Annotated in this window: 25 protein-coding genes; 11 read left to right on the forward strand and 14 right to left on the reverse strand. The window is 69.2% G+C overall.

From position 1 onward, the window contains the following. Positions 1-104: 104 nt before the first annotated feature. The 3 genes from ACFW16_RS03810 to ACFW16_RS03820 are packed head-to-tail and all read right to left on the reverse strand — an operon-like array spanning position 105 to position 3,641. Positions 105-1,004 carry a carbohydrate ABC transporter permease gene (locus ACFW16_RS03810; protein WP_380302038.1) on the reverse strand — a complete coding sequence of 300 codons (900 nt, stop codon included), beginning with the start codon at positions 1,002-1,004 and terminating at the stop codon, positions 105-107. Then, positions 991-1,938, reverse strand: coding sequence for a carbohydrate ABC transporter permease (locus tag ACFW16_RS03815; protein WP_380302040.1), 948 nt, complete (start codon positions 1,936-1,938; stop codon positions 991-993). Before ACFW16_RS03815 ends, ACFW16_RS03810 begins: the two co-directional genes overlap by 14 nt. Positions 1,939-1,988: 50 nt before the next feature. Then, positions 1,989-3,641 (reverse strand): extracellular solute-binding protein, encoded by a 1,653-nt coding sequence (locus ACFW16_RS03820; protein WP_380302042.1) that lies wholly within the window; start codon positions 3,639-3,641, stop codon positions 1,989-1,991. Positions 3,642-3,853: 212 nt separating this feature from the next. Here ACFW16_RS03820 and ACFW16_RS03825 point away from each other — a divergent pair, with 212 nt between their 5' ends. After that, on the forward strand, positions 3,854-5,683 hold the full coding sequence (locus ACFW16_RS03825) for an extracellular solute-binding protein (RefSeq protein ID WP_380302044.1): 1,830 nt from the start codon (positions 3,854-3,856) through the stop codon (positions 5,681-5,683). 134 nt (positions 5,684-5,817) lie between these two features. Next, on the forward strand, positions 5,818-6,135 hold the full coding sequence (locus ACFW16_RS03830; RefSeq protein WP_380302045.1) for a hypothetical protein: 318 nt from the start codon (positions 5,818-5,820) through the stop codon (positions 6,133-6,135). 58 nt (positions 6,136-6,193) lie between these two features. On the opposite strand, the gene ACFW16_RS03835 is transcribed toward ACFW16_RS03830, so the two are convergent. Continuing rightward, positions 6,194-6,415, reverse strand: coding sequence for a ribbon-helix-helix domain-containing protein (locus ACFW16_RS03835; protein ID WP_380302047.1), 222 nt, complete (start codon positions 6,413-6,415; stop codon positions 6,194-6,196). 10 nt (positions 6,416-6,425) lie between these two features. Further along, positions 6,426-7,829: a class II fumarate hydratase gene (fumC, locus tag ACFW16_RS03840; protein ID WP_380302048.1), complete on the reverse strand. Its 1,404-nt coding sequence runs from the start codon at positions 7,827-7,829 to the stop codon at positions 6,426-6,428. A gap of 111 nt (positions 7,830-7,940) precedes the next feature. On the opposite strand from fumC, the gene nthA reads away from it, so the two are divergent. The 4 genes from nthA to ACFW16_RS03860 all read left to right on the forward strand — a co-directional run bounded on the left by nthA (position 7,941) and on the right by ACFW16_RS03860 (position 10,082). Next, entirely contained in the window at positions 7,941-8,567 is a 627-nt protein-coding gene (gene nthA / locus ACFW16_RS03845; protein WP_380302050.1) for a nitrile hydratase subunit alpha, read from the forward strand. Further along, positions 8,564-9,223, forward strand: coding sequence for a nitrile hydratase subunit beta (nthB, locus tag ACFW16_RS03850; RefSeq protein WP_380302052.1), 660 nt, complete (start codon positions 8,564-8,566; stop codon positions 9,221-9,223). The genes nthA and nthB overlap by 4 nt, the downstream gene beginning before the upstream one ends. Then, on the forward strand, positions 9,210-9,599 hold the full coding sequence (locus ACFW16_RS03855) for a nitrile hydratase accessory protein (protein ID WP_380302054.1): 390 nt from the start codon (positions 9,210-9,212) through the stop codon (positions 9,597-9,599). Before nthB ends, ACFW16_RS03855 begins: the two co-directional genes overlap by 14 nt. Positions 9,600-9,695: 96 nt before the next feature. Continuing rightward, entirely contained in the window at positions 9,696-10,082 is a 387-nt protein-coding gene (locus ACFW16_RS03860) for a RidA family protein (protein ID WP_380302056.1), read from the forward strand. A 101-nt stretch (positions 10,083-10,183) separates the two neighbouring features. Here ACFW16_RS03860 and ACFW16_RS03865 read toward each other — a convergent pair whose 3' ends face one another. Continuing rightward, positions 10,184-10,732, reverse strand: coding sequence for an HD domain-containing protein (locus ACFW16_RS03865; protein WP_380302058.1), 549 nt, complete (start codon positions 10,730-10,732; stop codon positions 10,184-10,186). Then, positions 10,729-11,874: a TauD/TfdA family dioxygenase gene (locus tag ACFW16_RS03870; protein ID WP_380302060.1), complete on the reverse strand. Its 1,146-nt coding sequence runs from the start codon at positions 11,872-11,874 to the stop codon at positions 10,729-10,731. Before ACFW16_RS03870 ends, ACFW16_RS03865 begins: the two co-directional genes overlap by 4 nt. A 102-nt stretch (positions 11,875-11,976) precedes the next feature. On the opposite strand from ACFW16_RS03870, the gene ACFW16_RS03875 reads away from it, so the two are divergent. From ACFW16_RS03875 to ACFW16_RS03885, 3 genes are read left to right on the forward strand one after another with little or no spacing between them, the layout of a single operon-like run. Further along, the gene (locus ACFW16_RS03875) at positions 11,977-12,858 is read left to right on the forward strand and encodes a LysR substrate-binding domain-containing protein (RefSeq protein ID WP_380302062.1); all 882 of its coding nucleotides are present in this window, start codon (positions 11,977-11,979) and stop codon (positions 12,856-12,858) included. 36 nt (positions 12,859-12,894) lie between these two features. After that, entirely contained in the window at positions 12,895-13,266 is a 372-nt protein-coding gene (locus tag ACFW16_RS03880; protein WP_380302064.1) for a type II toxin-antitoxin system RelE/ParE family toxin, read from the forward strand. Next, positions 13,266-13,556 carry a helix-turn-helix domain-containing protein gene (locus ACFW16_RS03885; protein ID WP_380302066.1) on the forward strand — a complete coding sequence of 97 codons (291 nt, stop codon included), beginning with the start codon at positions 13,266-13,268 and terminating at the stop codon, positions 13,554-13,556. Before ACFW16_RS03880 ends, ACFW16_RS03885 begins: the two co-directional genes overlap by 1 nt. Before the next feature lie 64 nt (positions 13,557-13,620). Here ACFW16_RS03885 and ACFW16_RS03890 read toward each other — a convergent pair whose 3' ends face one another. Genes ACFW16_RS03890 through ACFW16_RS03900 form a run of 3 tightly spaced genes read right to left on the reverse strand, consistent with a single transcriptional unit; the run spans position 13,621 to position 15,442 of the window. Next, on the reverse strand, positions 13,621-14,709 hold the full coding sequence (locus ACFW16_RS03890) for a 5-(carboxyamino)imidazole ribonucleotide synthase (protein ID WP_380302067.1): 1,089 nt from the start codon (positions 14,707-14,709) through the stop codon (positions 13,621-13,623). Further along, positions 14,706-15,206 carry a 5-(carboxyamino)imidazole ribonucleotide mutase gene (gene purE, locus ACFW16_RS03895; protein ID WP_380302068.1) on the reverse strand — a complete coding sequence of 167 codons (501 nt, stop codon included), beginning with the start codon at positions 15,204-15,206 and terminating at the stop codon, positions 14,706-14,708. The genes ACFW16_RS03890 and purE overlap by 4 nt, the downstream gene beginning before the upstream one ends. 35 nt (positions 15,207-15,241) lie before the next feature. Continuing rightward, complete coding sequence (locus ACFW16_RS03900; RefSeq protein WP_380302071.1) at positions 15,242-15,442, reverse strand: YdcH family protein; 201 nt, start codon at positions 15,440-15,442, stop codon at positions 15,242-15,244. A 174-nt stretch (positions 15,443-15,616) separates the two neighbouring features. On the opposite strand from ACFW16_RS03900, the gene ACFW16_RS03905 reads away from it, so the two are divergent. Then, positions 15,617-16,699 carry an ATP-dependent 6-phosphofructokinase gene (locus ACFW16_RS03905; protein ID WP_380302073.1) on the forward strand — a complete coding sequence of 361 codons (1,083 nt, stop codon included), beginning with the start codon at positions 15,617-15,619 and terminating at the stop codon, positions 16,697-16,699. 36 nt (positions 16,700-16,735) lie between these two features. Here ACFW16_RS03905 and ACFW16_RS03910 read toward each other — a convergent pair whose 3' ends face one another. Genes ACFW16_RS03910 through ACFW16_RS03920 form a run of 3 tightly spaced genes read right to left on the reverse strand, consistent with a single transcriptional unit; the run spans position 16,736 to position 19,451 of the window. Next, positions 16,736-17,458 (reverse strand): MOSC domain-containing protein, encoded by a 723-nt coding sequence (locus ACFW16_RS03910; RefSeq protein ID WP_380302074.1) that lies wholly within the window; start codon positions 17,456-17,458, stop codon positions 16,736-16,738. Positions 17,459-17,510: 52 nt separating this feature from the next. Then, a complete protein-coding gene (locus tag ACFW16_RS03915; RefSeq protein ID WP_380302075.1) occupies positions 17,511-18,692 on the reverse strand; it encodes a DUF3734 domain-containing protein in 1,182 nt (393 codons plus the stop codon). A gap of 21 nt (positions 18,693-18,713) precedes the next feature. Beyond that, entirely contained in the window at positions 18,714-19,451 is a 738-nt protein-coding gene (locus ACFW16_RS03920; RefSeq protein ID WP_380302076.1) for an acetoacetate decarboxylase, read from the reverse strand. Positions 19,452-19,695: 244 nt separating this feature from the next. On the opposite strand from ACFW16_RS03920, the gene ACFW16_RS03925 reads away from it, so the two are divergent. Next, positions 19,696-19,863, forward strand: coding sequence for a YdcH family protein (locus ACFW16_RS03925; RefSeq protein WP_380302078.1), 168 nt, complete (start codon positions 19,696-19,698; stop codon positions 19,861-19,863). A gap of 83 nt (positions 19,864-19,946) precedes the next feature. Here the strand turns inward: ACFW16_RS03925 and ACFW16_RS03930 are convergent, their stop codons facing one another. Continuing rightward, positions 19,947-20,540: a DUF1013 domain-containing protein gene (locus ACFW16_RS03930; RefSeq protein ID WP_380302080.1), complete on the reverse strand. Its 594-nt coding sequence runs from the start codon at positions 20,538-20,540 to the stop codon at positions 19,947-19,949. Positions 20,541-20,642 lie beyond the last annotated feature (102 nt).

Here is a 20,642-nt window from a genome sequence, read left to right on the forward strand (position 1 = left end):
GATTGTCTCGTGGGCTCGGATATGTTTATAAGAGACAAAATGTCGACATCGGGACGGTGTTGGGTTCGCGGTCGCGAACCCAACCTACGCGAACGGCCGCATCCTCAGCCCTTCACCGCCCCCAGCGTCAGGCCGCGCACGATGTAGCGCTGGGCCAGCAGCGCCAGCAGCACCGGCGGGATCATCGCGATCAGCGCCCGGGTCGCCATGAACCAGAACTGCACGCCGCGGGTGTCGACCGCGCCGGCCATGTGCGCGGGCATCATCTTGGTCTCGGTGATGCCGAGCGAGGACGAGAACAGGAACTCGTTCCAGGCGAAGGCGAAGATGATCATGGCGGTCGCCGCCACCGCCGGCGCCGCCAGGGGCAGGGCCACGCGCAGGAAGGCGCCCCAGTGCGACGCGCCGTCGACCAGCGCGGCCTCCTCCAGCTCCACCGGCAGGTCGAGGAAGGTCTGGCGCAGGATGACGACGACGAAGGGCAGGATGAAGGTGGCGTTGCACAGGATCAGCGCGGTCTTGCTGTCCAGCATGTCGAGCGACCGGAACACGATGTAGAAGGGCAGCAGCGTCGCCACCGGCGGCAGCACGCGCTGCGACAGGAACCAGATGGTGATGTCGCTGTTGCTCCAGAACCGGAAGCGGGCCAGGGCATAGGCCGCCGGCAGGCCGAGGGCGAGGGCCAGGGCGACGGCGCTGAGCGAGACGATCAGGCTGGTCTGCAGTGCGCGCCAGCCCTCCGGCGTGCTCAGCTCCAGCGCGAAGTTCTTCAGCGTTGGCTGGAAGTCGAGCCAGGGGATGCCGAGCCCGGCCACGGTGAAGGTGTCGGCCGGGTTGCGCAGCGCGGTCGAGATCGCCCAGTACAGCGGGAAGAAGAACAGGATCGCGGCGGCGATCGCCACCAGCGACCACAGCGAATCGGCCATGCTGCTGCGCCGGCCCAGCGGCTTCACCCGGTCGGCGGGAACCTCATGGATCGGCGCGGCGGCGTCAGGCGTAGACATTTCGCACCCGCTTGAAGAACAGGGTGACGATCGCCATCACCACGGCCAGGAGCGTCAGCGCCAGGGCCGAGGCGTAGCCGACGTCGAAGAAGCGCAGGCCCGTGCGGAAGGCGAGGTAGGAGACCGACTGGGTGGCGTTGCCGGGCCCGCCCACGGTCAGCGAGGCGACGACGTCGAACACCTTCATCGCCTCGGCCAGGCGCAGCAGCAGCACGATCACGATCACCGGCGTCATCAGCGGCAGCACCACCCCGGTCCAGATCCGGAAGCTGGACTTGGTCTCCAGCCGCGCCGCCTCGATCAGGTCGTCGGGGACGCCCTGCAGCCCGGCCAGCAGCACCAGGAAGCAGAACGGCGTCCACTGCCAGATGTCGACGATCATGATCGACACCAGGGCCCAGCCCGGGTTCGACAGCCAGGGGATGCCGGTCCAGCCCAGGGGCCCGCCGGCCTCGTAGAAGATGGTGAAGAACAGGTACCCGGCCGCCACCGGGGTGGCGAAGATCGGCAGGATCATGATCGTGCGCAGGATGCCGCGGCCGGGGATGCTGCGGTTGAACAGGAAGGCCAGCAGCAGGCCGAGCCCCATCTCGACGCCGACCGAGACGACCACGAAGATCGCCGTCACCCGCGCCGCCTCGCGCACCTGGGGATCGGTGAAGATGCGGCCGAAATTGCCCAGGCCGACGAAGTCCCAGGTGTTGACGGTCTGGCGCTGCACCTCGGTCCGGGTGCGCGGCGTGCCGTCCGGCTTCAGCACCGGGTTGCCGCTGGCATCCAGCCGCGGCACCTCCGCCCGCGTGGTCACGGTCTCGGTCTTCACCGTATGGAAGGCGGCGTAGACGGTGTAGAGCGTCGGGAAGATGGTGAAGGCCAGCACCCAGGCCACCGCCGGGGTCAGGAACAGCAGGCGGATTCGTCCGGTCCAGCGCATCGTGCCGTCTCGTCCCCCTTCCCGTTACGCGTCGGGCACGGACCGTGCCGCTATTCGCCCTTCCAGCCGATCGCCGCCTGGTAGTTCTTCAGCTGCTGGTCGCGGCCGAGGCGGTCGGTGATCTGGTCCCAGGCCGCCGCGGTGTCGTCCAGCGCCTGCTGCGGCGTCTTCGACCCGCTCATCGCCGCCGACAGGTTGCTGTCCAGCGCGTCATAATACTCCTGCGTGCCGGTGATCCGCATATACGGCAGCATGGTCTTGGCATTGTAGTTGCTGTGATAGGCGTCCAGGTACTCCTTCACGTCCTGGGCGTCCCATTTCAGGGCGGATTCGGTGTAGTCGGCCAGCTTCGCCTCGCCGGTCGGCTCCAGCCACTGGTAAGAGTAGCCGGGGTCGACGCCGTCCCAGCCGATCGTGGCCAGGAACTTCTGCGACGGCTTGATCGCCATCAGCGACAGCAGGCTGTAGGCCGCCTCGGGATGCTGGCCGAGCGACGAGACCACGCCGTGCCACGACCCGCCGGTGACGTTGCCGACCTGCCGCGGCTCCTTCACCGTGACGAAGGTCTTCTGCTCCATGTCCCAATAGGTGTCCGACGCCGGCAGGGCGGAGGAGCCGAGCTTGCCGCGGATCTTCGACCGCTCCAGGTCCTGCGCCAGCGCGCCGACGTCGCCGTAGGAGAAGTTGAACACCGCCTTGCCGCGCAGGAAGAAGTCCCAGGCCTCGCCCAGGCTCCAGCTCACCTGCGCCGGCGGGCCGAAGGCGGCGAGCTCCTTCAGGAACTCCAGCGCCTTGACGTGGCCCGGGCTGTTGATCAGCGGCTTCATGTCGACCGGATCGAACCAGTAGACGTTATGGGTCCGGTCCAGCGTGTCGCCCGGGGTCATGGCGAAGGAGGTGGCCAGCGTGGTGAAGTGGTACAGCCCCTGCTCGCGGACCTTGAGGTGCAGCACCGCGCCGCTGTCCGGCTCCGCATCGTTGCTGTCGAAGTTCTTGCCGTTGAAGTACTTGGCGATGTCGCGCAGCTGCTGCAGCGTCTTCGGCGGCGCCGGCATGTCATAGCCGTATTCCGTCTTGAACGCCGCCTGGTGCGTCGGGTCGGTCAGCAGGTCGCGGCGGTAGTACAGGATCTGGCCGTCGGCATCGCTGAGCACGCCGTAGCCGACATTGTCCCAGGTGTAGATGTTCCGCAGCGCCGGCGGCATCACGTCGTAGTCCCATTTCGGGTACTCGCCGCTCTTCTTCCACTCGTCGACCGGCAGGATGTAGTTGCCGGCGATCAGGTCGCCGTAGAAGAAGGCCCCGACGATGATGGCGTCGTACTCGCCCGTGCCGTTGCGCAGGTCGAGGAAGGTCTTGGTGTAGAGCTCGGAGATCGGGGTCAGCGCGATGTTCAGCTTGGCGCCGGTCAGCTCCTCCCAGATCGGGCGGAACATGTAGACCGGGCCGGAGATGCCGCCCTTCGGGCCGGAATCGAGGCTGAGGATGGTGACCGTCTCGCCCTCGAAGGGCTTCTGGCCGGGACCGAAGAGGGAGCCCAGCTCCTCCTTCGTCGTCTTGATCTCCATCCCGTATTCGGGATCGGATCTGAGCGTCACCGTGCCGTCGTCGTGCCAGGTGACATGCGGCGTGTCCTGTGCCGCGGCCGCGCCGCCCAGGACGACCAGCACCGTCGACAGCAGCAGAGCCCTGCTGATGGCCATGGTTTCCTCCCCCTGTGACATCGCCGGACAGTGTCCGGTCAGCTTCGATCCGTGGACCCGCGCTGAACGCAATTCGCATTCATTATGTCAGGCGAAATCGTGCGATGATTGCGCAAGGATTGTCAAGGAAGCCATCCGGGTGCATCGGTCTTGCGCCACGGCCCTTCGGCGGGAAGACTGCGCCCGACCGATTCCCCATCCGGACAAGCCGCATGCGCACCGCCCGCCTTCTGCTCCGTCTTGCCTTGGCCGCTCTGCTGATCGGCGCCCTGCCGGTGGCCGCGCAGACGCAGGGCGAGGCGCCGGCGGCTGCAGGGGGTGGCATCGCCATGTATGGCGGGCCGAAATACCCGGCGGACTTCGACCATTTCGCCTATGCCGATCTGGCCGCGCCGAAGGGGGGCGAGCTGCGCCAGGCGGTGGTCGGCAGCTTCGACACGCTGAACCCCTTCATCATCGGCGGGCAGACCGACCAGGTCCGGCTGATCGTGCCGCCCTACGTCTTCGCCAGCCTGATGACGCGGGGCTGGGACGAGCCGTTCACGCTCTACCCCTACGTGGCCGACCGGGCGGAGATGTCGGACGACCGGCGCCAGATCACCTTCCACCTCAATCCCAAGGCTGTGTTCCACGACGGCACGCCGATCACCGCGGATGACGTGATCTTCACCTGGCAGGTCCAGGGCACCAAGGGCCTGCCCAACACCCGCGCGATCTATGGAACGATGGACGGGATCGACCGCGTCGACGACCGCACGGTGCGCTTCCGCTTCAAGCCGGAGGCGGCGCGCGAGAACCCGCTCGTCGTCGCGATGCAGCCGATCCTGAGCAAGGCCTGGTACACCAGCCACCCGTTCGACCAGCCGAGCCTCGACCCGCCGCTGGGGGCCGGTCCCTACAGGATCGGCGCCGTCGATCCGGGGCGCAGCATCACGCTGGCGCGGGTCAAGGACTGGTGGGCGGCGGACCTGCCGGCGCTGCGCGGGCTCTACAACTTCGATACGCTGCGGTTCGACTTCTACCTCGACGCCGACACGGCGCTGGAGGCGTTCAAGGCCGGCGCCTACAACCTGCGGCGCGAACGCGACGCCGAGAAATGGGTCGGCGGCGCCTACGACTTCCCGGCGGCCCAGGACGGCCGCGTCACCATGCTGACCCTGCCGCACTACCGGCCGGTCGGGATGATGGGCTTCGCCATGAACACGCGCCGGCCGATATTCGCCGATCCGCGGGTGCGCCGGGCCATGATCCTGGCCTTCGATTTCGAATGGGTGAACAAGACCCTGCTGGGCGGCCAGTACAAGCGCGACGACAGCTATTTCGCCAATTCGGCCCTGGCCGCGACCGACACGCCGAAGGAGGCGGAGCTGCGGCTGCTGGAACCGTTCCGCGACCAGCTGCCGCCGCAGCTCTTCACCGAGCCCTACGTCCTGCCGCCGAGCGACGGCAGCGGCCGCAACCGCGAGAACCTGCGGGCGGCGCAGGCCCTGCTGGCCGAAGCCGGCTGGACGATCAGGGACAATGTGCTGGTGGACGGCAGCGGCGCCCCGTTCCGCTTCGAGATCCTGCTGCAGAACAAGGGTGTCCAGCGCATTGCCCTGGCCTATGCCGACCAGCTGCGCCGGCTCGGCATCCAGGCCTCGGTCCGGCTGGTTGAGAGTGCCCAATACACCAACCGTGTCGCGACCTATGATTTCGACGTGATGCTCAACACCTGGATCTCGACGCTCTCGCCCGGCGTCGAGCAGCAGCGCTACTGGCGCAGCGACATGGCCGACCTGTCTGGCGCCAGGAACTATCCGGGGGTGAAGAGCCCGGTGGTCGACGCCCTGATCAAGGCTGTGATCGACGCCCGGAGCCAGGAAGACCTCCAGGCGGCCGTGCACGCCCTCGACCGGGTGCTGCTGTGGGGCAACTACGTGGTGCCGCTCTACTATCTCGACCGCGACTACGTCGCCTATTGGGGCAATCTCGGCCGGGTCACCAGCGTCAACCCGACCTATGGCACGGTGCTGGAAGCCTGGTGGTCGAACGATAAGTAGCGGCGCCCTATCGCCGGCGCGGATCGGCGCAATTCTTCACAATTGCTGGGAACCCGGTCCGCAGCCACGGGTTTCCCGGACGCCGCCTCGGCTCGCTCCGGTGCGGCCCATCCAGGAAGCCCAAGGAGTTTTTCGTGAAGCGCATTCTTTTCGCCGCCGCCATTGCCACCCTCGCGGCGTCGCCGGCCTTTGCCGGCTGCACCGAAGACGCCCAGGCCCAGGCCCAGAAGATCCAGACCCTGACCCAGGCCACGATGACCAAGATGCAGGCCGGGGCCTCGAAGGACGAGCAATGCTCGGCCAGCAAGGACCTGATGGACGAGACCAAGAAGCTCGTCGCCATCTACAAGACCTGCAAGTCCGAGCTGAGCCTGACCGACGCGCAGATCGAGCAGGTCGACCAGCAGGTGACCACCGGCGACCAGTCCTACACCGCGCAGTGCGGCGGCTGATCCCCGGAGCCCGATGACGAAAAGCCCCGGCCGTCTCGGACAGCCGGGGCTTTTTCCGTCAGATCTCCCGCGCCAGCGCCGCCTGGAGGACCGCGGTCCTGAGCGCGCTGGACAGGTTGCCCTCCGGGTCGCGGGCGGCGTCGACCGCCTCGACCAGGCGGTTGACCGCCTGGCCGCGCGCCGCGGCCAGGCGGGTGAGGGCGTCCCAGAAGGCCGGCTCCAGCGACACGCTGGTGGCGTGGCCGGCGATGCTGACCGACCGTTTGCGGACGCCGCTCACGATCGTCGGGTCAGGCCGACGGGCCGACCATGGTCTCGGGCCGCACCCACTGGTCGAACTGCTCGGCGGTCAGGAGGCCGAGCGCGATCGCCGCCTGCTTCAGCGTGGTGTTCTCGGCATGCGCCTTCTTCGCCACCTTGCCGGCGTTGTCGTAGCCGATATGCGGGTTCAGCGCGGTCACCAGCATCAGCGATTCGTGCAGCAGCTGCCCGATCCGGTCGGTGCGGGCCTCGATGCCGACGACGCAGTTGTCGGTGAAGCTGCGGCAGGAATCGGCCAGCAGGCGGATCGACTGCAGCAGGTTGTAGATGATCACCGGCTTGAACACGTTCAGCTCGAAATGCCCGTTGGAGCCGGCGATGGTGACGGTGACGTGGTTGCCCATGACCTGGGTGCAGACCATGGTCATCGCCTCGGACTGGGTCGGGTTGACCTTGCCCGGCATGATCGAGGAGCCGGGCTCGTTCTCCGGCAGGTGGATCTCGCCGATGCCGCAGCGCGGGCCGGAGCCGAGCATGCGGATGTCGTTGGCGATCTTCATCAGCGACACGGCCAGGGTGTTCATCACGCCCGACGCCTCGACGCAGGCATCATGCGCGGCCAGCGCCTCGAACTTGTTCGGCGCGGTCTTGAACGGGAAGCCGGTGATGCCGGCGACATGCGCCGCAAAGGCCTCGGCGAAGCCCTCCTTGGCGTTCAGCCCGCTGCCGACGGCGGTGCCGCCCTGGGCGAGGTCCAGCAGGTGCGGCAGGCAGCCCTTCACCCGGGCGACGCCCAGCTCGATCTGGCGGGCGTAGCCGGAGAATTCCTGGCCCAGGGTCAGCGGCGTCGCATCCTGCAGATGGGTGCGGCCGATCTTGACGATGTCCTTGAACTCCGCCGACTTGGCGGCCAAAGCGCGGTGCAGGTGCTCCAGGCTCGGCAGCAGCTCGTGGCCGATCTGCTCGACCGCGGCGATGTGCATCACCGTCGGAAAGCTGTCGTTCGAGGACTGGCCGCGATTGACGTGGTCGTTCGGATGCACCGGCTTCTTCGAGCCGATCTCGCCGCCCAGGATCTCGATGGCGCGGTTCGAGATCACCTCGTTGGCGTTCATGTTGGTCTGGGTGCCGGACCCGGTCTGCCACACCACCAGCGGGAAATGGTCGGCCAGGGTGCCGTCGATCACCTCCTCGGCGGCGGCGACGATGGCGTTGCCGACGGTCGGGTCGAGCTCGCCGAGCGCGACATTGGCCAGGGCCGAGGCCTTCTTCTGGATGCCCAGCGCCCGCACCAGCGGGGCCGGCATGCGCTCGCCGCCGATCTTGAAGTTCTGCAGGCTGCGCTGGGTCTGCGCGCCCCAGTAGCGGTCGGCCGGCACCTCGACGGCGCCCAGGCTGTCGGTCTCGGTGCGGAATGCGGTTTCGGCGGCCATCGGACGGCTCCGGTTGCTGTCAGTTTTCGGCTGGCCGGCTTGCTAGCATGAAAGTGCCCGGGGCGGTAGGCTGGGTTGTCCCTTACGGCGTCCGATGCGCGGAGAAGGTCCATGTCCGCCCACCATGATCACGACCACGACGAGGGCAGCGCGCTGCCGGAGATCGCGCTGCGGGTGAAGGCGCTGGAATCGATCCTGGTCGAGAAGGGCTATGTCGACCCCGCGGCGCTCGACGTGCTGATCGAGACCTACGAGACCAGGATCGGCCCCCGCAACGGCGCCCGGGTGGTGGCGAAGGCCTGGGCCGACCCGGCCTATCGCGAGCGCCTCAGGGCCGATGCCGGCGCCGCGATCGCCGAGTTCGGCTTCATCGGCCGCCAGGGCGAGCACATGATCGCGGTCGAGAACACGCCCGACACCCACAACCTGGTCGTCTGCACCCTGTGCTCCTGCTACCCCTGGCCGGTGCTGGGCCTGCCGCCGGTCTGGTACAAATCGGCGCCCTACCGCTCGCGCGCGGTGATCGACCCGCGCGGCGTGCTGGCCGATTTCGGCGTCGCCCTGTCGGCCGGGACGAGGATCCGGGTCTGGGATTCGACCGCCGAGACCCGCTATCTGGTGATCCCGATGCGTCCCGCCGGCACCGAGGGCTGGGACGAGGAGGCGCTGGCGGACCTCGTCACCCGCGACAGCATGATCGGCGCCGGGCTAGCCCGTGAGCCGGGAGCAGCATCATGAACGGCGCCCAGGACCTCGGCGGCATGATGGGATTCGGCCCGGTGGTGCCGGAGCCGGAGGATGTCCGCTTCCATGCGGAGTGGGAGAAGCGGGCCCTGGCCGTCACCCTTGCGGCGGGCGCCCTGGGGCACTGGACCATCGACGCCAGCCGGCATGCGCGCGAGACGCTGCACCCGGCGGACTACCTGTCCTCCAGCTACTACGAGATCTGGACCAAGGGGCTGGAGAAGCTGCTGCAGGGGGCGGGCCTGGTCTCGGCGGCCGAGCTGAAGGCCGGCCGCGCGATCGACCCGCCGGTCCCCGGCCAGAAGGTGCTGCGGGCGGACCAGGTCGCCGCGGTGCTGGCGCGCGGCAGCAATTACCAACGGCCGGCGGCGGCCCGGGCTCGCTTCGCCGTCGACGACGTGGTGCTCACCCGCAACGAGCATCCCACCGGCCACACCCGGCTGCCGCGCTATGCCCGCGGCAAGGTCGGCACGGTCGAGCGCGTGCACGGCGTCTTCGTGCTGCCGGACAGCAACGCCCATGGCCGCGGCGAGAGCCCGCAATGGCTCTACACCGTGCGCTTCGACGGGCGCGAGCTGTGGGGCGAGGCCGCCGACCCGACCCTGACCGTCTCGATCGACGCCTGGGAGGGCTATCTTGAGCCGGCATGAGGCGGTGATCGCGGCGCTGGACGGCACAGCACCGCTGCCGCCGCGCGATGCCGACGGGCCGGTCTTCGCCGAGCCGTGGCAGGCCCAGGCCTTCGCCATGGCGGTGGCGCTGCACCAGCGCGGCGTCTTCACCTGGCCGGAATGGGCGGCGGCGCTGGCGGCGGAGATCGCCCGCGCCCGGGGGGCGGGCGAGCCCGACGACGGCAGCCGCTACTACGAGCACTGGCTGGCGGCGCTGGAGCGGCTGGTCCTGGCCAAGGGCGTCGCCGATGCGGAGGCGCTGGGCCGGCGCAAGGACGCCTGGGACCGCGCCGCCCGGGCGACGCCGCACGGCGCGCCGATCCTGCTGGAGAACGACCCGCTGTCCCACGCGTAGGTTGGGTTCGCGAATGCGAACCCAACATGTCGACGCCGGGACCGGTGTTGGGTTCGCATCCGCGAACCCAACCTACATTCTAGGCGAGGAAACCCCATGACCATCCAGCTGCACAACCCGGCCGGCGTTGCCGCGCCGTTCTCCCGCTACAGCCATGGCGCCTCGGCCCCGGCCGGCGCCCGCTGGCTGCACATCTCCGGCCAGGTCGGCGCCACGCCCGAGGGCAGCGTCCCCGACGATGCGGAGCGCCAGATGGAGCTGGCCTGGGACAATCTCCTCGCCGTGCTGGCGGATGCCGGCATGACCGTGACCGACCTGGTCAAGGTCGATGGCTTCATTACCCGGCCGGACCTGGTGCCGCTGTACCGCACGGTGCGCGAGCGGCGCCTGGCCGGACACGCCACGGCCTCGACCCTGGTGGTGGTCGCCGGCCTCGCGGTGCCCAGCCTGCTGGTCGAGATCCAGGCGGTCGCGGCTCGTTAGTACAAGAGCCCGCGCGTAGGTTGGGTTCGCGGTGGCGAACCCAACATGTCGAGGTCGGGGCCGGTGTTGGGTTCGCGTTGCGAACCCAACCTACGGTGTCGCTATCCCGCCTTCGCCACCTTGAGGATGCGGCCGCGGTAGTCGGCGACGGTGCTGACCTTCAGCCCGTCGACCTTGCCGCCGTCGTCCCAGCGCCGCAGCCGCACCGCGGCCTCGGCATGGGGGTGGCGGGCGAACTCGGCCGCCTCCTCGGCGCTCATCGGCCCGCCCTGCTTGCCGAGCGAATGGACCGAGGCGGCGGACAGCACGTCCAGATAGCCGGGCTCGACGGCGCAGAGATAGCGCTTGGCGGCGACGTGCAGCCGCACCGGCTCGCTCACCTCCGGGCCGAAGCGGGCGGCCAGCCAGTCGCCGCCGGCGCCGTCATGCTTGTGGTAGCCATAGGCGTCGTCGGCCAGTTCCAGGAAATGGCCGATATCGTGCAGCAGCGCGGCCACCACCAGCACGTCGGACGCGCCCTCGTGCTCGGCCAAGGCGGCTGCCTGCAGTCCGTGCGCCTGCATGGTCACGCCCTCGCCATAGGTATTGTGCCCATGGGCGGCGAACAGGCCTTCGATCTCGGCCAGCAGGGGATGCAGGGACTCGCTCATCGGGCCGTCTCCAGGTTGAACAAGGTGCTGGTCAGGCCGTCCTTGTCGGCGTAGCACCCCTGCAGCCAGCGGCGCCCGGCGGAGAAGCCGCGGCGGCCGTGCAGCACGCGCTGGTTGTCGACCAGGAACAGATCGCCCGGCGCCAGGCGGAAGCCGACCGTGAGATCCGGGTCGTGCAGCAGCCGGCCGAAGCGGCGATAGGCGTCGTAGAAGGGTTCGACCTCCTCCGGATCCAGATCGAAGGGGGCGATCGAGCGGTTGTTGTAGCGCACCGCCGCCACCTCGCCCTCGGCGTCCAGCTCGATCAGCGGTGCCTTGCTGCGCAAATCCACTTTGCCGGGCTCGACATAGCGGAAGGGCACGGCCCGTCGGGTCAGCAGGGCGAAGGCGTCCGGCGCCTCGCGCCGCAGCCTTGCGGCCGCGGCGAAGCCGTCGACCACCACCGACTCGCCGCCCTCCGTCGCCGCCTCCAGGCAGTGCAGCAATTGCAGCTGCGGCACCGGATCGCGATAGGGGTTGTCGGTGTGGTTGCCCAGCGACAGGGCGGTGAAGGCCAGGTTCTGCGGCTTGTCCACCGCCACCACGTCGAACAGCCGGCCGTAATTGGTCTCGCGCACGAAACCGAACAGCTCGACCACCCTGCACACCATGCCCGGCTCGGCCGGCACGCCGCGCAGCAGGGCGAAGCCGTGGTCATAGGCCCGGCGCAGCCAGGCGGCGCGGGCGCTATCGTCGCCGGCGACCGCGGCATAGTCGCCGGCCGGCAGCGCCAAGGCCGAATCCCACAGCACCGGCCGGCGCCGGCGCTCGGCGCGGGAGGCCGGGTCCAGCGCGTGCGCCCGCAGCCAGGCGGCTTCGAAGCGCGTCGGCGTGTCGAAGCCGGTCAGGTGGATCTCAACCGCCCCGTCGATGCCTAGGGCCACGCTTTCGATGGCGATGCCGTCCGGCAGGTCGATGGCGTCGAACAGCCGCTGGCCGTCCGGCCGGTCGCGGCGGTCGGGCCGGTTGTCGGCCAGCCAGATTGCGGGGTAGGGGCTCTCGCGGCCGTCCGACCAGCGGATGGTCAGGCGGTCCGGCGTATGGCGCAGCGTCGCGATCCCGATGTCGTCGGTGGTGATCGGACAGGCGGCGGCGATGGGCATGGCGGCCTCGCATGGGGTGGCTGGGGCCGACGCTGCGCCGCCCGCATGCATAAGTCCAATACGGGCTTTCCATGCTATCCATAGGCCATGCGAATAAACCTGATGCAGCTGCGCGCCTTCCACGCGGTGGCGACCCAGGCCAGCTTCACCCTGGCGGCGCGGACGCTGGGGCTGACCCAGCCGACCCTGTCGCAATCGGTGAAGGCGCTGGAGGAGCGCTACGGCGTGCTGCTGTTCGAGCGCAGCTCGCGCCGGGTGCAGCCGACCGAGATGGGGCGGCGGCTGTTCCAGCTGACCACCCGGCTGTTCGACACCGAGCAGGAGGCGGCGGCGCTGCTGGAGGGGTCGGCCCAGCTGGCCCGCGGCCTGCTGCAGCTCGGCGCCGACAGCCCGTATTACGTCATGCCGTTGATCGCCGAGTTCGACCGCCGCCACCCGCAGGTCGAGATCCGGCTGTCGATCGGCAATGCCGGGGCGGTGCTGGAGGACCTGTCGGAGGCGCGGCTGGACGTGGCGTTGCTGTCGAACCCGCCGGTCGATCCGCGCTTCCACATCGTGCCGCTGTACCGCGACCCGGTGCGGCTGATGCTGCCGGCCGGCCACCCGCTGGCAGCGGGAGATTCGGTGCCGGTCGCGGCGCTGGCCGGTCAGCGGCTGGTGATGCGCGAGACCGGGTCGATGACCCGGCGCACGGTCGAGCGCGGCCTGGCCGAGGCGGAGATCGCGCCCGGGGCCGTGTTCGAAGTGACCGGCCGCGAGGCGGTGCAGGAGGCGGTGGCGCTGGGCCTCGGCCTCGGCTTCATCTCCGCAGGCGAGATCCGGCCGGATCCGCGCGTCGCCATCCGGCCGCTCGCCGACTGCGCCTGGCACACCGACGAATATGTGCTGTGCCAGCGCGACCGCCGCCGCTTCCCGGCGATCCGCGCCTTCATCGAGCTGGCGGTGGCGGCCTCGGTCTCCGACTCCATGGCCGGTATGATTTGAGTCGACGAACTACTGCCTGGCCGTATATTTTGGGTCATGCATGGCGTTCTGGCCACCCCGACTTTCGAGCGCCAGGCGATGGCAGCAGGTCTGTCCGAGGAGGATATTCTCCGGATCGCCACATGGCTCGCCCGTCACCCGACCGGCGGCTCGCTGATGGCAGGAACCGGGGGCGCGCGCAAGGTCCGGTTTGCCCGCCAAGGCAAGGGCAAAAGCGGAGGCTTCCGGACGATTCATTACTATGCTGGAGACGATGTGCCGCTGTTCCTGCTGGCCCTGGTCGACAAGTCGGAGCGGGCCAATTTGTCAAAGGCGGAACGGAACGAGCTAGCGAAGATCTTGCCGCGGATCGCCGAAGCTTATCGGGCCAGCAGGCTGGCCAATGTCGCGAAGATGAGGAACCCGTAATGTCGAAATTCGGACGGGAATTGATCGAGAGCGCCAGGGAAGCGCTGGCAATTGCCGAAGGGCACGCCGAAGCCGCCCGGACGATCGCTCTTGCCGATGTCGATGTCTCGGCGATCCGCAAGCGGCTGGGCCTGTCCCAGTCCGCCTTTGCCACCAAGTTCGGCTTCTCGGTCTCGGCCGTCCGCGACTGGGAACAGCATCGGAAAGTGCCGGAGCCGGCGACCCGCGCCTTCCTCAAGGTGATCGAGAAGGAGCCGGAGGCGGTCGAACGCGCGCTGTCCGCAGCGTGACTCAGTCTGTGAGACGGCGCTGAAAGAACTCGATCGGCCTGATCGTGACCGGCCGGCTCCGGCCTCAGTCCTTCGGCAGCAGCCGGTTGACATGACCCATCTTGCGGCCGGGGCGCGGGGCGCCCTTGCCGTAGAGATGCAGCTTGGCGCCGGGCTCGGCCAGGAACTCCGGCCAGCGCAGCACGTCGTCGCCGATCAGGTTCTGCATCACCGCATCGGAATGGCGCTCGGTCGACCCCAGCGTCAGGCCGCAGACGGCACGGACCAGCTGCTCGAACTGATCGCAGGCGCAGGCGTCCTGGGTCCAGTGGCCGGAATTGTGCGGCCGCGGCGCCAGCTCGTTGACCAGCAGGCCGCCGTCGCGTGCCTCGAACAGCTCCACCGCCAGCAGGCCGACCATGTCCAGCGCCGTGATCAGCGTCCGGGCGATCTCTTCCGCTTCCGCCGCGCGCTGCGGCGCCAAGTCGGGGGCGGGCGCGATCGTCTCCGACAGGATATGGTCGCGATGCCGGTTCTCGACCGCGGGGTAGCAGGCCACCGACCCGTCGACGCCGCGGGCGGCGATCACCGACAGCTCGCGGGCGAAGTCGACGAAGCCTTCGAGGATCGCCGGCCGGCCGCCGAGCTTGTCCCAGGCCGCGGCGGCGTCCGCGGGGTCGCGGATCACCGCCTGGCCCTTGCCGTCATAGCCCTCGCGCCGGGTCTTCAGCACGGACGGCGCGCCGATCGCCGCGACGGCTGCCGCCAGCTCCCCGGCCGAGCCCACGGCGCGCCAGGGCGCGGTGCCGATGCCGTGGCGGTTGCAGAAATCCTTCTCCGCCACCCGGTCCTGGCACACCGCGAGCCCGTCCGGTCCCGGCCGGACCGGCACGCGGGCGGCCAGGTGCAGCACGGTCTCGTAGGGGATGTTCTCGAACTCGTAGGTGACGACGTCGACCTGGGCGGCGAAGGCGTCCAGCGCCGCGTGGTCGGTGTAGGAGGACAGGGTCGACCGGTCGGTCACCTGGGCGCAGGGGCTGTCCGGGTCCGGGCACAGCACATGGGTGCGGTAGCCGAGACGGGCGGCGGCCAGGGCGGTCATGCGGCCCAGCTGGCCGCCGCCGAGCATGCCGATGACGCTCCCGGGAGGGAGGGGAGAAACGGTGCTGCTCATTCGTCCTTCGGGTGCTCGGCCACGGCCTCGGTCTGGCGCTCGCGCCAGGCGTCCAGCGCATCGGCGACGACGGGGTCGCTCAGCGCCAGGATCGCGGCCGCCAGCAGCGCCGCGTTGATCGCCCCGGCCCGGCCGATCGCCAACGTGCCGACCGGGACGCCGCCCGGCATCTGCACGATCGACAGCAGGCTGTCCATGCCCTTCAGTGCCTTGCTCTCGACCGGAACGCCCAGCACCGGCAGCGGCGTCATCGCCGCCGCCATGCCCGGCAGATGCGCGGCGCCGCCGGCGCCGGCGATGATCACCTTGACGCCGCGGCCGCGCGCCTCGCGGGCGAAATCATAGAGCCGCTCCGGCGTCCGGTGGGCGGAGATGATGCGTGCATCATGGCCGATGCCCAGCAACGACAGCGTCTCGGCGGCGTGGCGCATGGTCTCCCAGTCGGACTGGCTGCCCATGATGATTGCCACGGGCGGCGCGGCGGCGGGTTCGGCCATCGGTCGGGAAATCCTCGGGGTTGCGGGCACGCGCGTCAGGCGATGATGTCGGGCAGCAGCCTGCTCTCGATCATCGTGATCTGATCCTTGAGCAGCAGCTTGCGCTTCTTCAGGCGCTGGATCTGAAGCTGGTTGACGGGACCATCCGCGGTCAGCCGGTCGATGATCTCGTCGAGGTCGCGGTGCTCGACCCGCAATGCGGCCAGCCTCTCCTGCATCGACTCGATGTCGATCATTCCCTCAAACGGCCTTTCCTGCGGGTCCCGGGTTCAACGGCGCCCGATCATAGCAAAGGGAGCGGCCCGACCGGAACGCGTTTGACGCGGGGGTGGGGCGCATCCGGCTCTTACAGCACCGGCCGCTTCCCGGTACAAGAGGGAACCGCAACCGACAGGGAAACAAAGCACGGCATGGCGGGTGAGAAGCGCATCGGCATCCTGACCAGCGGCGGCGACTGCGCCGGGCTCAACGCGGTGATCCGCGCGGCGGTGTGCCGGGCCGACGGCCTTGGCTGGACCGTGATCGGGATCAAGGAGGGCACCTCCGGCCTGCTGTCCCGGCCGCTGCGCTACGAGGTGCTGACGCCGGACAAGATGACGACCGCGGTGATGCGCCAGGGTGGCACCATCCTCGGCACCACCAACAAGGGCGACCCCTTCGCCTTCCCGATGTCCGACGGCACGCTGAAGGACCGGTCGGTCGAGATCGTCGGCGGCTACCACGAGCTCGGCCTCGACGCGCTGATCGGCGTCGGCGGCGACGGCAGCCACACCATCCTGCGGCGCCTGGCGCAGCAGGGTGGGTTCAACTATGTCGGCATCCCGAAGACGATCGACAACGATGTCGGGCTGACCGAGGTCTCGGTCGGCTTCGACACCGCGGTCGCGGTGGCGACCGAGGCGCTGGACCGGCTGCAGCCGACGGCGGCCAGCCACGCCCGGGTGATGGTGCTGGAGGTGATGGGCCGCGACGCCGGCCACATCGCGCTGGCGGCCGGCATCGCCGGCGGCGCCGACGTGATCCTGATCCCGGAGATCCCGTTCTCGATCGACTCCGTCGCCCACAAGATCCGCGAGGTGCGCAAGACCGGCCGCAACTTCGCGCTGGTGGTGGTCTCCGAGGCGGTGAAGACGGCGGAGGGGACGACGGTGCACAAGGAATATCACGGCGGCGAGAAGCGCCTCGGCGGCATCGGCGACTATATCGCCTCCAAGATCGCCAGCACCACCGGGGCAGACGCACGAGTGACGGTGCTGGGCCATGTCCAGCGCGGCTCGATGCCCAGCTGGCGCGACCGGCTGATCGCCTCGGCCTTCGGCGCCCACGCCGTCGACCTGATCGCCGAAGGCAAGTTCGACCGGCTGGTCGCCTGGTCCGACCGCCGGGTGATCGATGTGCCGCTGCAGGAGGCGATTGCCGAATACCAGGACATCAAGCACGACGACCCGCTGCTCAGGACCGCCCGGGCGCTGGGGATCTGCCTGGGGGATTGAGGCGAGACCGCGATCCCCGCTGGGGCGGTTGTAAATCTAATCCAGCACCCGCACCGCGTTGCCGACCCGGATCTCGCCAGGCGCCTCGACCGTGCACAGCACGCCGAAATGGGTGGCGTTGCGCTTGGTCACGGCCATCAGCACCGCGGGGTCGAGCGGCAGGCCGCCCTGGGCGATGGTGGTGAAGGCGCAGCGCACGCAGGGCTCGACGATGCGGATCCGCACGTCGCCGACCGACACCGCACGGCCGATCCAGCCGGTCTCGACGAAGCCCTCCGCCCCCGGCAGGTCGAGCATCAGGTTCGGCCGGAACCGGCGCTCGTCGATGGCGCTGCCCGGCAGGATCGCCCGCAATGCCTCGAGCGATGCGGTGGTGACCAGATGGATCGGATGGCGCTCGTAGCGCGGCTTCAGCGGCCCGTCCGTCGCGGTCTCGGCCGCGTCGGCGGCGTGCGGGCGCAGCGCCACCGCGAAGCCGAAATGGGCGGCCAGGGCGTCGCCGGCGGCCTCGGCCGGCAGGCTGCTGCCGTCCGGGAAGTCGAGCTTCAGCCCGTCTTCGGCGCTGCGGGCCCGGATCTGCGGTGCCGGGCGCCAGCGGCGCTTGCTCTCCGGAAAGGCGGTCTCGCCGCTGTCCCGGTCGGCCAGGCCCCAGGCCCGGTCGCCGGCCAGGCCGGCCGCATCGACGACGCAAGCTTCCAGCCGCTCGCCGCCGAGCGAGCTGACCGGATAGCGCCACAGCGCCGCGACCCGTCCGTCCATCGCAAAACCCCCTGCCGTCCGCCGGCATTATCGCGAATACGGGGGTGGACCGCTACCGGTCCTGCCGGTGCACGTCGTGGGTGACGACGCCGACCTCGGGCGCCGGCCGGTCCAGCCGGCGGGGATCGGCCAGGGTGCGGCGGATGTCGTCGAGCCCGCTCTGCCAGTGCTCGCGCATCGCGTCCAGGCCGAACTCGTAGTCCTTGGAGTGGCCCTCATAAGCCTTCGATTGATAGATCAGATGGACGATGTTGTAGGCGTGGTGGCAGGCCAGCTCGGCGATCGCCTGCATCTCCGGGTCCTGCCTCGCCTCCTCCGGCAACCGGTCCATCACCGTCTGCAGCGCCTGGCGCATCCGCTGCATCTGCATCATATAGGTGGTGATGGCGCGGGTCCGGCTGGAATACTGGATGTCCTTCTGCCGGCTGGTCACCTCCATCAGGTCGTCCGGCAGCCGCCCCTTGGCCGACCACAGATCGACCTGGAAGGTCAGCGTGTCGCGCCGCGGCTCGGTCGACAGCACGTAGGACAGGGGCGTGTTCGAGACCACGCCGCCGTCCCAGTAGAACTCGCCGTCGATCTCGACCGCCGGGAAGCCGGGCGGCAGGGCGCCGGAGGCCATGAAGTGCTCTGGCCCCAGCTTCCGGTCGGCCGTGTCGAAATAGACGAAGTTGCCGCTGCGGACATTGACCGCGCCGACGCTGACCCGGATGTCGCCGGAGTTCAGCCGGTCGAAATCGACCAGCCGCAGCAGCGTGTCGCGCAATGGGCCGGTGTCGTAGAAGCTGGTGGCGGCATCGCCGGCGAAGGGCGACAGGTAGGGCGGCGGGAAGCGCGGCTTGAAGAAGCCGGGCTGGCCCTGGAACAGCGCCCGCATCGCCGCGGCGGCGTTGTGCACCGAGCGCGCGTCGAAGGCGAAGGGCAGCGCCTCCGCCAGCCCCTCGCTCGCCGGCCACTCGACCGGGGTGGCGCAGATCGTCTCCCAGAACTCGCGCAGCCGGTCGACCCGCTGCGCTTCGGGCGAGCCGGCGATCACGGCGGTGTTGAGCGCGCCGATCGAGATTCCGGCCAGCCAGGTCGGGCGGATCCCGGCCTCGTGCAGCCCCTCATAGACCCCGGCCTGATAGGCGCCGAGCGCACCGCCGCCCTGCAGCACCAGGGCGACGACATCGTAGGGCGGCACCTCGATGTGCCCCGGGGCGCTGCGCGCCTGCTTCCGTTTCACGCCACGCATTCGGTCCACTCCTCCGCTGCGTCAGGCGAGATAGTCGTGCACGACGGTGCCGAGGCCGAGCGTCAGGTCGGCGACCAGATGCTTGGCCGACAGCACCTCCAGCACCGGCAACTCGGCGACCGGCGCCAAAGCGTGCGGGTACAGGTCCAGCGCCGCCGGGCCGGTCCAGGCGCCCTTCACGGTCACGTCCTCGAGATAGTAGCGCACCAGCTCGCAGATCCGCGGGCTGCCGTCGACATGCGGGATGATCTTCAAGAGGAAGTTCGGCGCGCCCAGCCCCCTGGCCTCGGCGGCCATGTCCAGGGTGCGGTGCTTGTAGCCCATGGTGCCGGTGGCGATGCGGATCGAGCCGTAGTTCAGCGTGCCGACCAGCGTGTCGGTCTCGACCGCCAGCGTCGGCTGCGCCAGCTTCTTCGGGAAGCCCCACAGCTCGCGCCCGCCGGCGATCGGCGGATGGTCGTTCAGGAACATCTGGTGGGTGTAGCCGCCGGTCTGGCCTTGCCAGCGCACCGGGATCACCTGGCCGCTCTCGGTGTAGTCGCCGAAGCCGGTCGAATCCGGCATGCGGATGAACTCGTAGCTCACCACCGGCTCGACGATCTCCAGCGGCTCCGGCACCACCCGGCGCAGCGCCTCCGGATCGGTGCGGTAGCGGATGATGAAGTACTGGCGGTCGACGAAGCGGTACGGGCCCGGCGGGAAGGCCGGGCTGGTCAGCGGCATGGCGAAGGCGGTCCGCCGCACGGTCTCGCGATCCATCGCGCTGCATCCTCGCTGTTGTGCGCTGCACAAGACTAGCCGAGCGAAGCGGCGGGAGGAGTCGGAAACCGTCGTGTTAAGGAAATTTCACGTGCGCGATGCGGCCGAACGGGGCGGGGCGACCGATTGTCCTGCTTCTGTATAGGAATAGATGCCACGTTGACTTGCAACCGCTATCGGGGCGTAACATATGGGAAAAAGGAGGGGCTGAACCACTGTCCAGCTTTCAACAGAGGAGCGAGAGATGGCCGTCGCAGAGCGTATTGAAGCGCTTCGGACCAAGCACGCCGCCCTGGATCGCACATTGGAAGAAGCGGTCCACCGCCCCCTACCCGACGAGCTCGAGATCGTACGGCTGAAAAAGGAAAAGCTGAGACTGAAGGACGAGATGGCGCGATTGGATCACGCCTGACGGAGAGATCACGGATCTCCGAATTCTAAGGGCGGTGCCGGGGGGCGCCGCCCTTGTCGTTTCAGGAGGCCGCGTTGTGGCTCTCAGTCCTCCTGGGTTTCCTCGGCATCCTCGTCGAAGCTGACGGTCGGGGTCGGGATCGCACCCGGCGGCAGGTTGGCGCGGGCCTTGGTCAGGGCCGCATCCAGCTCCATGTAGGAACAAAGACCCAGCATCACCGGGCTGCGCGGCTTCAGGTTCGGCGAGTTCCAATGGCTCTTGTCGCGGATCGCCTGGATGGTCGGCTTGGTGGTGCCGATCAGCTTGCAGATCTGGGCATCCGACAGCTCCGGATGCTCCTTCAGCAGATAGGCGATGGCGTCCGGCTTGTCGCCGCGCTTGGTCACCGGCGTGTAGCGCGGGCCCTTGGAGCGGGCGACCGGCTGCGGCATGTCCGACACCGCCATGCGCAGCCGGGCGTTCGGGTCGGCCTGGCAGCGCTCGATCTCGGCCTGGGTCAGCTGGCCGTTGACGATCGGGTCCAGCCCGACCATGCCGATCGCGACTTCTCCGTCGGCGATGGCCCGGATCTCCAGCTCATGCAGGCCGCAGAAGGCGGCGATCTGGTCGAAGCTCAGCGACGTGTTCTCGACGAGCCAGACGGCGGTCGCCTTCGGCATCAGGGGCTGTTTGTTCATTCTTCGCGTACTCCTCTGCGCAAAGCGATCCCGCCGCGACCGGCCGGGGCGGCCGACCTGTCCTCTCGCACTCGCATTTAAGGGAGGGGAGCGGGGTCGGCG

This window comes from Inquilinus sp. NPDC058860 (assembly GCF_042743185.1).
Classification (GTDB): Bacteria; Pseudomonadota; Alphaproteobacteria; order DSM-16000; family Inquilinaceae; genus Inquilinus.

Bases quoted from the DNA above. Each gene is read 5' to 3' on its own strand.
- ACFW16_RS03810 (WP_380302038.1), bottom strand. From the start codon at position 1,004: ATGTCTACGCCTGACGCCGCCGCGCCGATCCATGAGGTTCCCGCCGAC.
- ACFW16_RS03815 (WP_380302040.1), bottom strand. From the start codon at position 1,938: ATGCGCTGGACCGGACGAATCCGCCTGCTGTTCCTGACCCCGGCGGTG.
- ACFW16_RS03820 (WP_380302042.1), bottom strand. From the start codon at position 3,641: ATGGCCATCAGCAGGGCTCTGCTGCTGTCGACGGTGCTGGTCGTCCTG.
- ACFW16_RS03825 (WP_380302044.1), top strand. From the start codon at position 3,854: ATGCGCACCGCCCGCCTTCTGCTCCGTCTTGCCTTGGCCGCTCTGCTG.
- fumC (WP_380302048.1), bottom strand. From the start codon at position 7,829: ATGGCCGCCGAAACCGCATTCCGCACCGAGACCGACAGCCTGGGCGCC.
- nthA (WP_380302050.1), top strand. From the start codon at position 7,941: ATGTCCGCCCACCATGATCACGACCACGACGAGGGCAGCGCGCTGCCG.
- nthB (WP_380302052.1), top strand. From the start codon at position 8,564: ATGAACGGCGCCCAGGACCTCGGCGGCATGATGGGATTCGGCCCGGTG.
- ACFW16_RS03860 (WP_380302056.1), top strand. From the start codon at position 9,696: ATGACCATCCAGCTGCACAACCCGGCCGGCGTTGCCGCGCCGTTCTCC.
- ACFW16_RS03865 (WP_380302058.1), bottom strand. From the start codon at position 10,732: ATGAGCGAGTCCCTGCATCCCCTGCTGGCCGAGATCGAAGGCCTGTTC.
- ACFW16_RS03870 (WP_380302060.1), bottom strand. From the start codon at position 11,874: ATGCCCATCGCCGCCGCCTGTCCGATCACCACCGACGACATCGGGATC.
- ACFW16_RS03875 (WP_380302062.1), top strand. From the start codon at position 11,977: ATGCAGCTGCGCGCCTTCCACGCGGTGGCGACCCAGGCCAGCTTCACC.
- ACFW16_RS03880 (WP_380302064.1), top strand. From the start codon at position 12,895: ATGCATGGCGTTCTGGCCACCCCGACTTTCGAGCGCCAGGCGATGGCA.
- ACFW16_RS03885 (WP_380302066.1), top strand. From the start codon at position 13,266: ATGTCGAAATTCGGACGGGAATTGATCGAGAGCGCCAGGGAAGCGCTG.
- ACFW16_RS03890 (WP_380302067.1), bottom strand. From the start codon at position 14,709: ATGAGCAGCACCGTTTCTCCCCTCCCTCCCGGGAGCGTCATCGGCATG.
- purE (WP_380302068.1), bottom strand. From the start codon at position 15,206: ATGGCCGAACCCGCCGCCGCGCCGCCCGTGGCAATCATCATGGGCAGC.
- ACFW16_RS03900 (WP_380302071.1), bottom strand. From the start codon at position 15,442: ATGATCGACATCGAGTCGATGCAGGAGAGGCTGGCCGCATTGCGGGTC.
- ACFW16_RS03905 (WP_380302073.1), top strand. From the start codon at position 15,617: ATGGCGGGTGAGAAGCGCATCGGCATCCTGACCAGCGGCGGCGACTGC.
- ACFW16_RS03910 (WP_380302074.1), bottom strand. From the start codon at position 17,458: ATGGACGGACGGGTCGCGGCGCTGTGGCGCTATCCGGTCAGCTCGCTC.
- ACFW16_RS03915 (WP_380302075.1), bottom strand. From the start codon at position 18,692: ATGCGTGGCGTGAAACGGAAGCAGGCGCGCAGCGCCCCGGGGCACATC.
- ACFW16_RS03920 (WP_380302076.1), bottom strand. From the start codon at position 19,451: ATGGATCGCGAGACCGTGCGGCGGACCGCCTTCGCCATGCCGCTGACC.
- ACFW16_RS03925 (WP_380302078.1), top strand. From the start codon at position 19,696: ATGGCCGTCGCAGAGCGTATTGAAGCGCTTCGGACCAAGCACGCCGCC.
- ACFW16_RS03930 (WP_380302080.1), bottom strand. From the start codon at position 20,540: ATGAACAAACAGCCCCTGATGCCGAAGGCGACCGCCGTCTGGCTCGTC.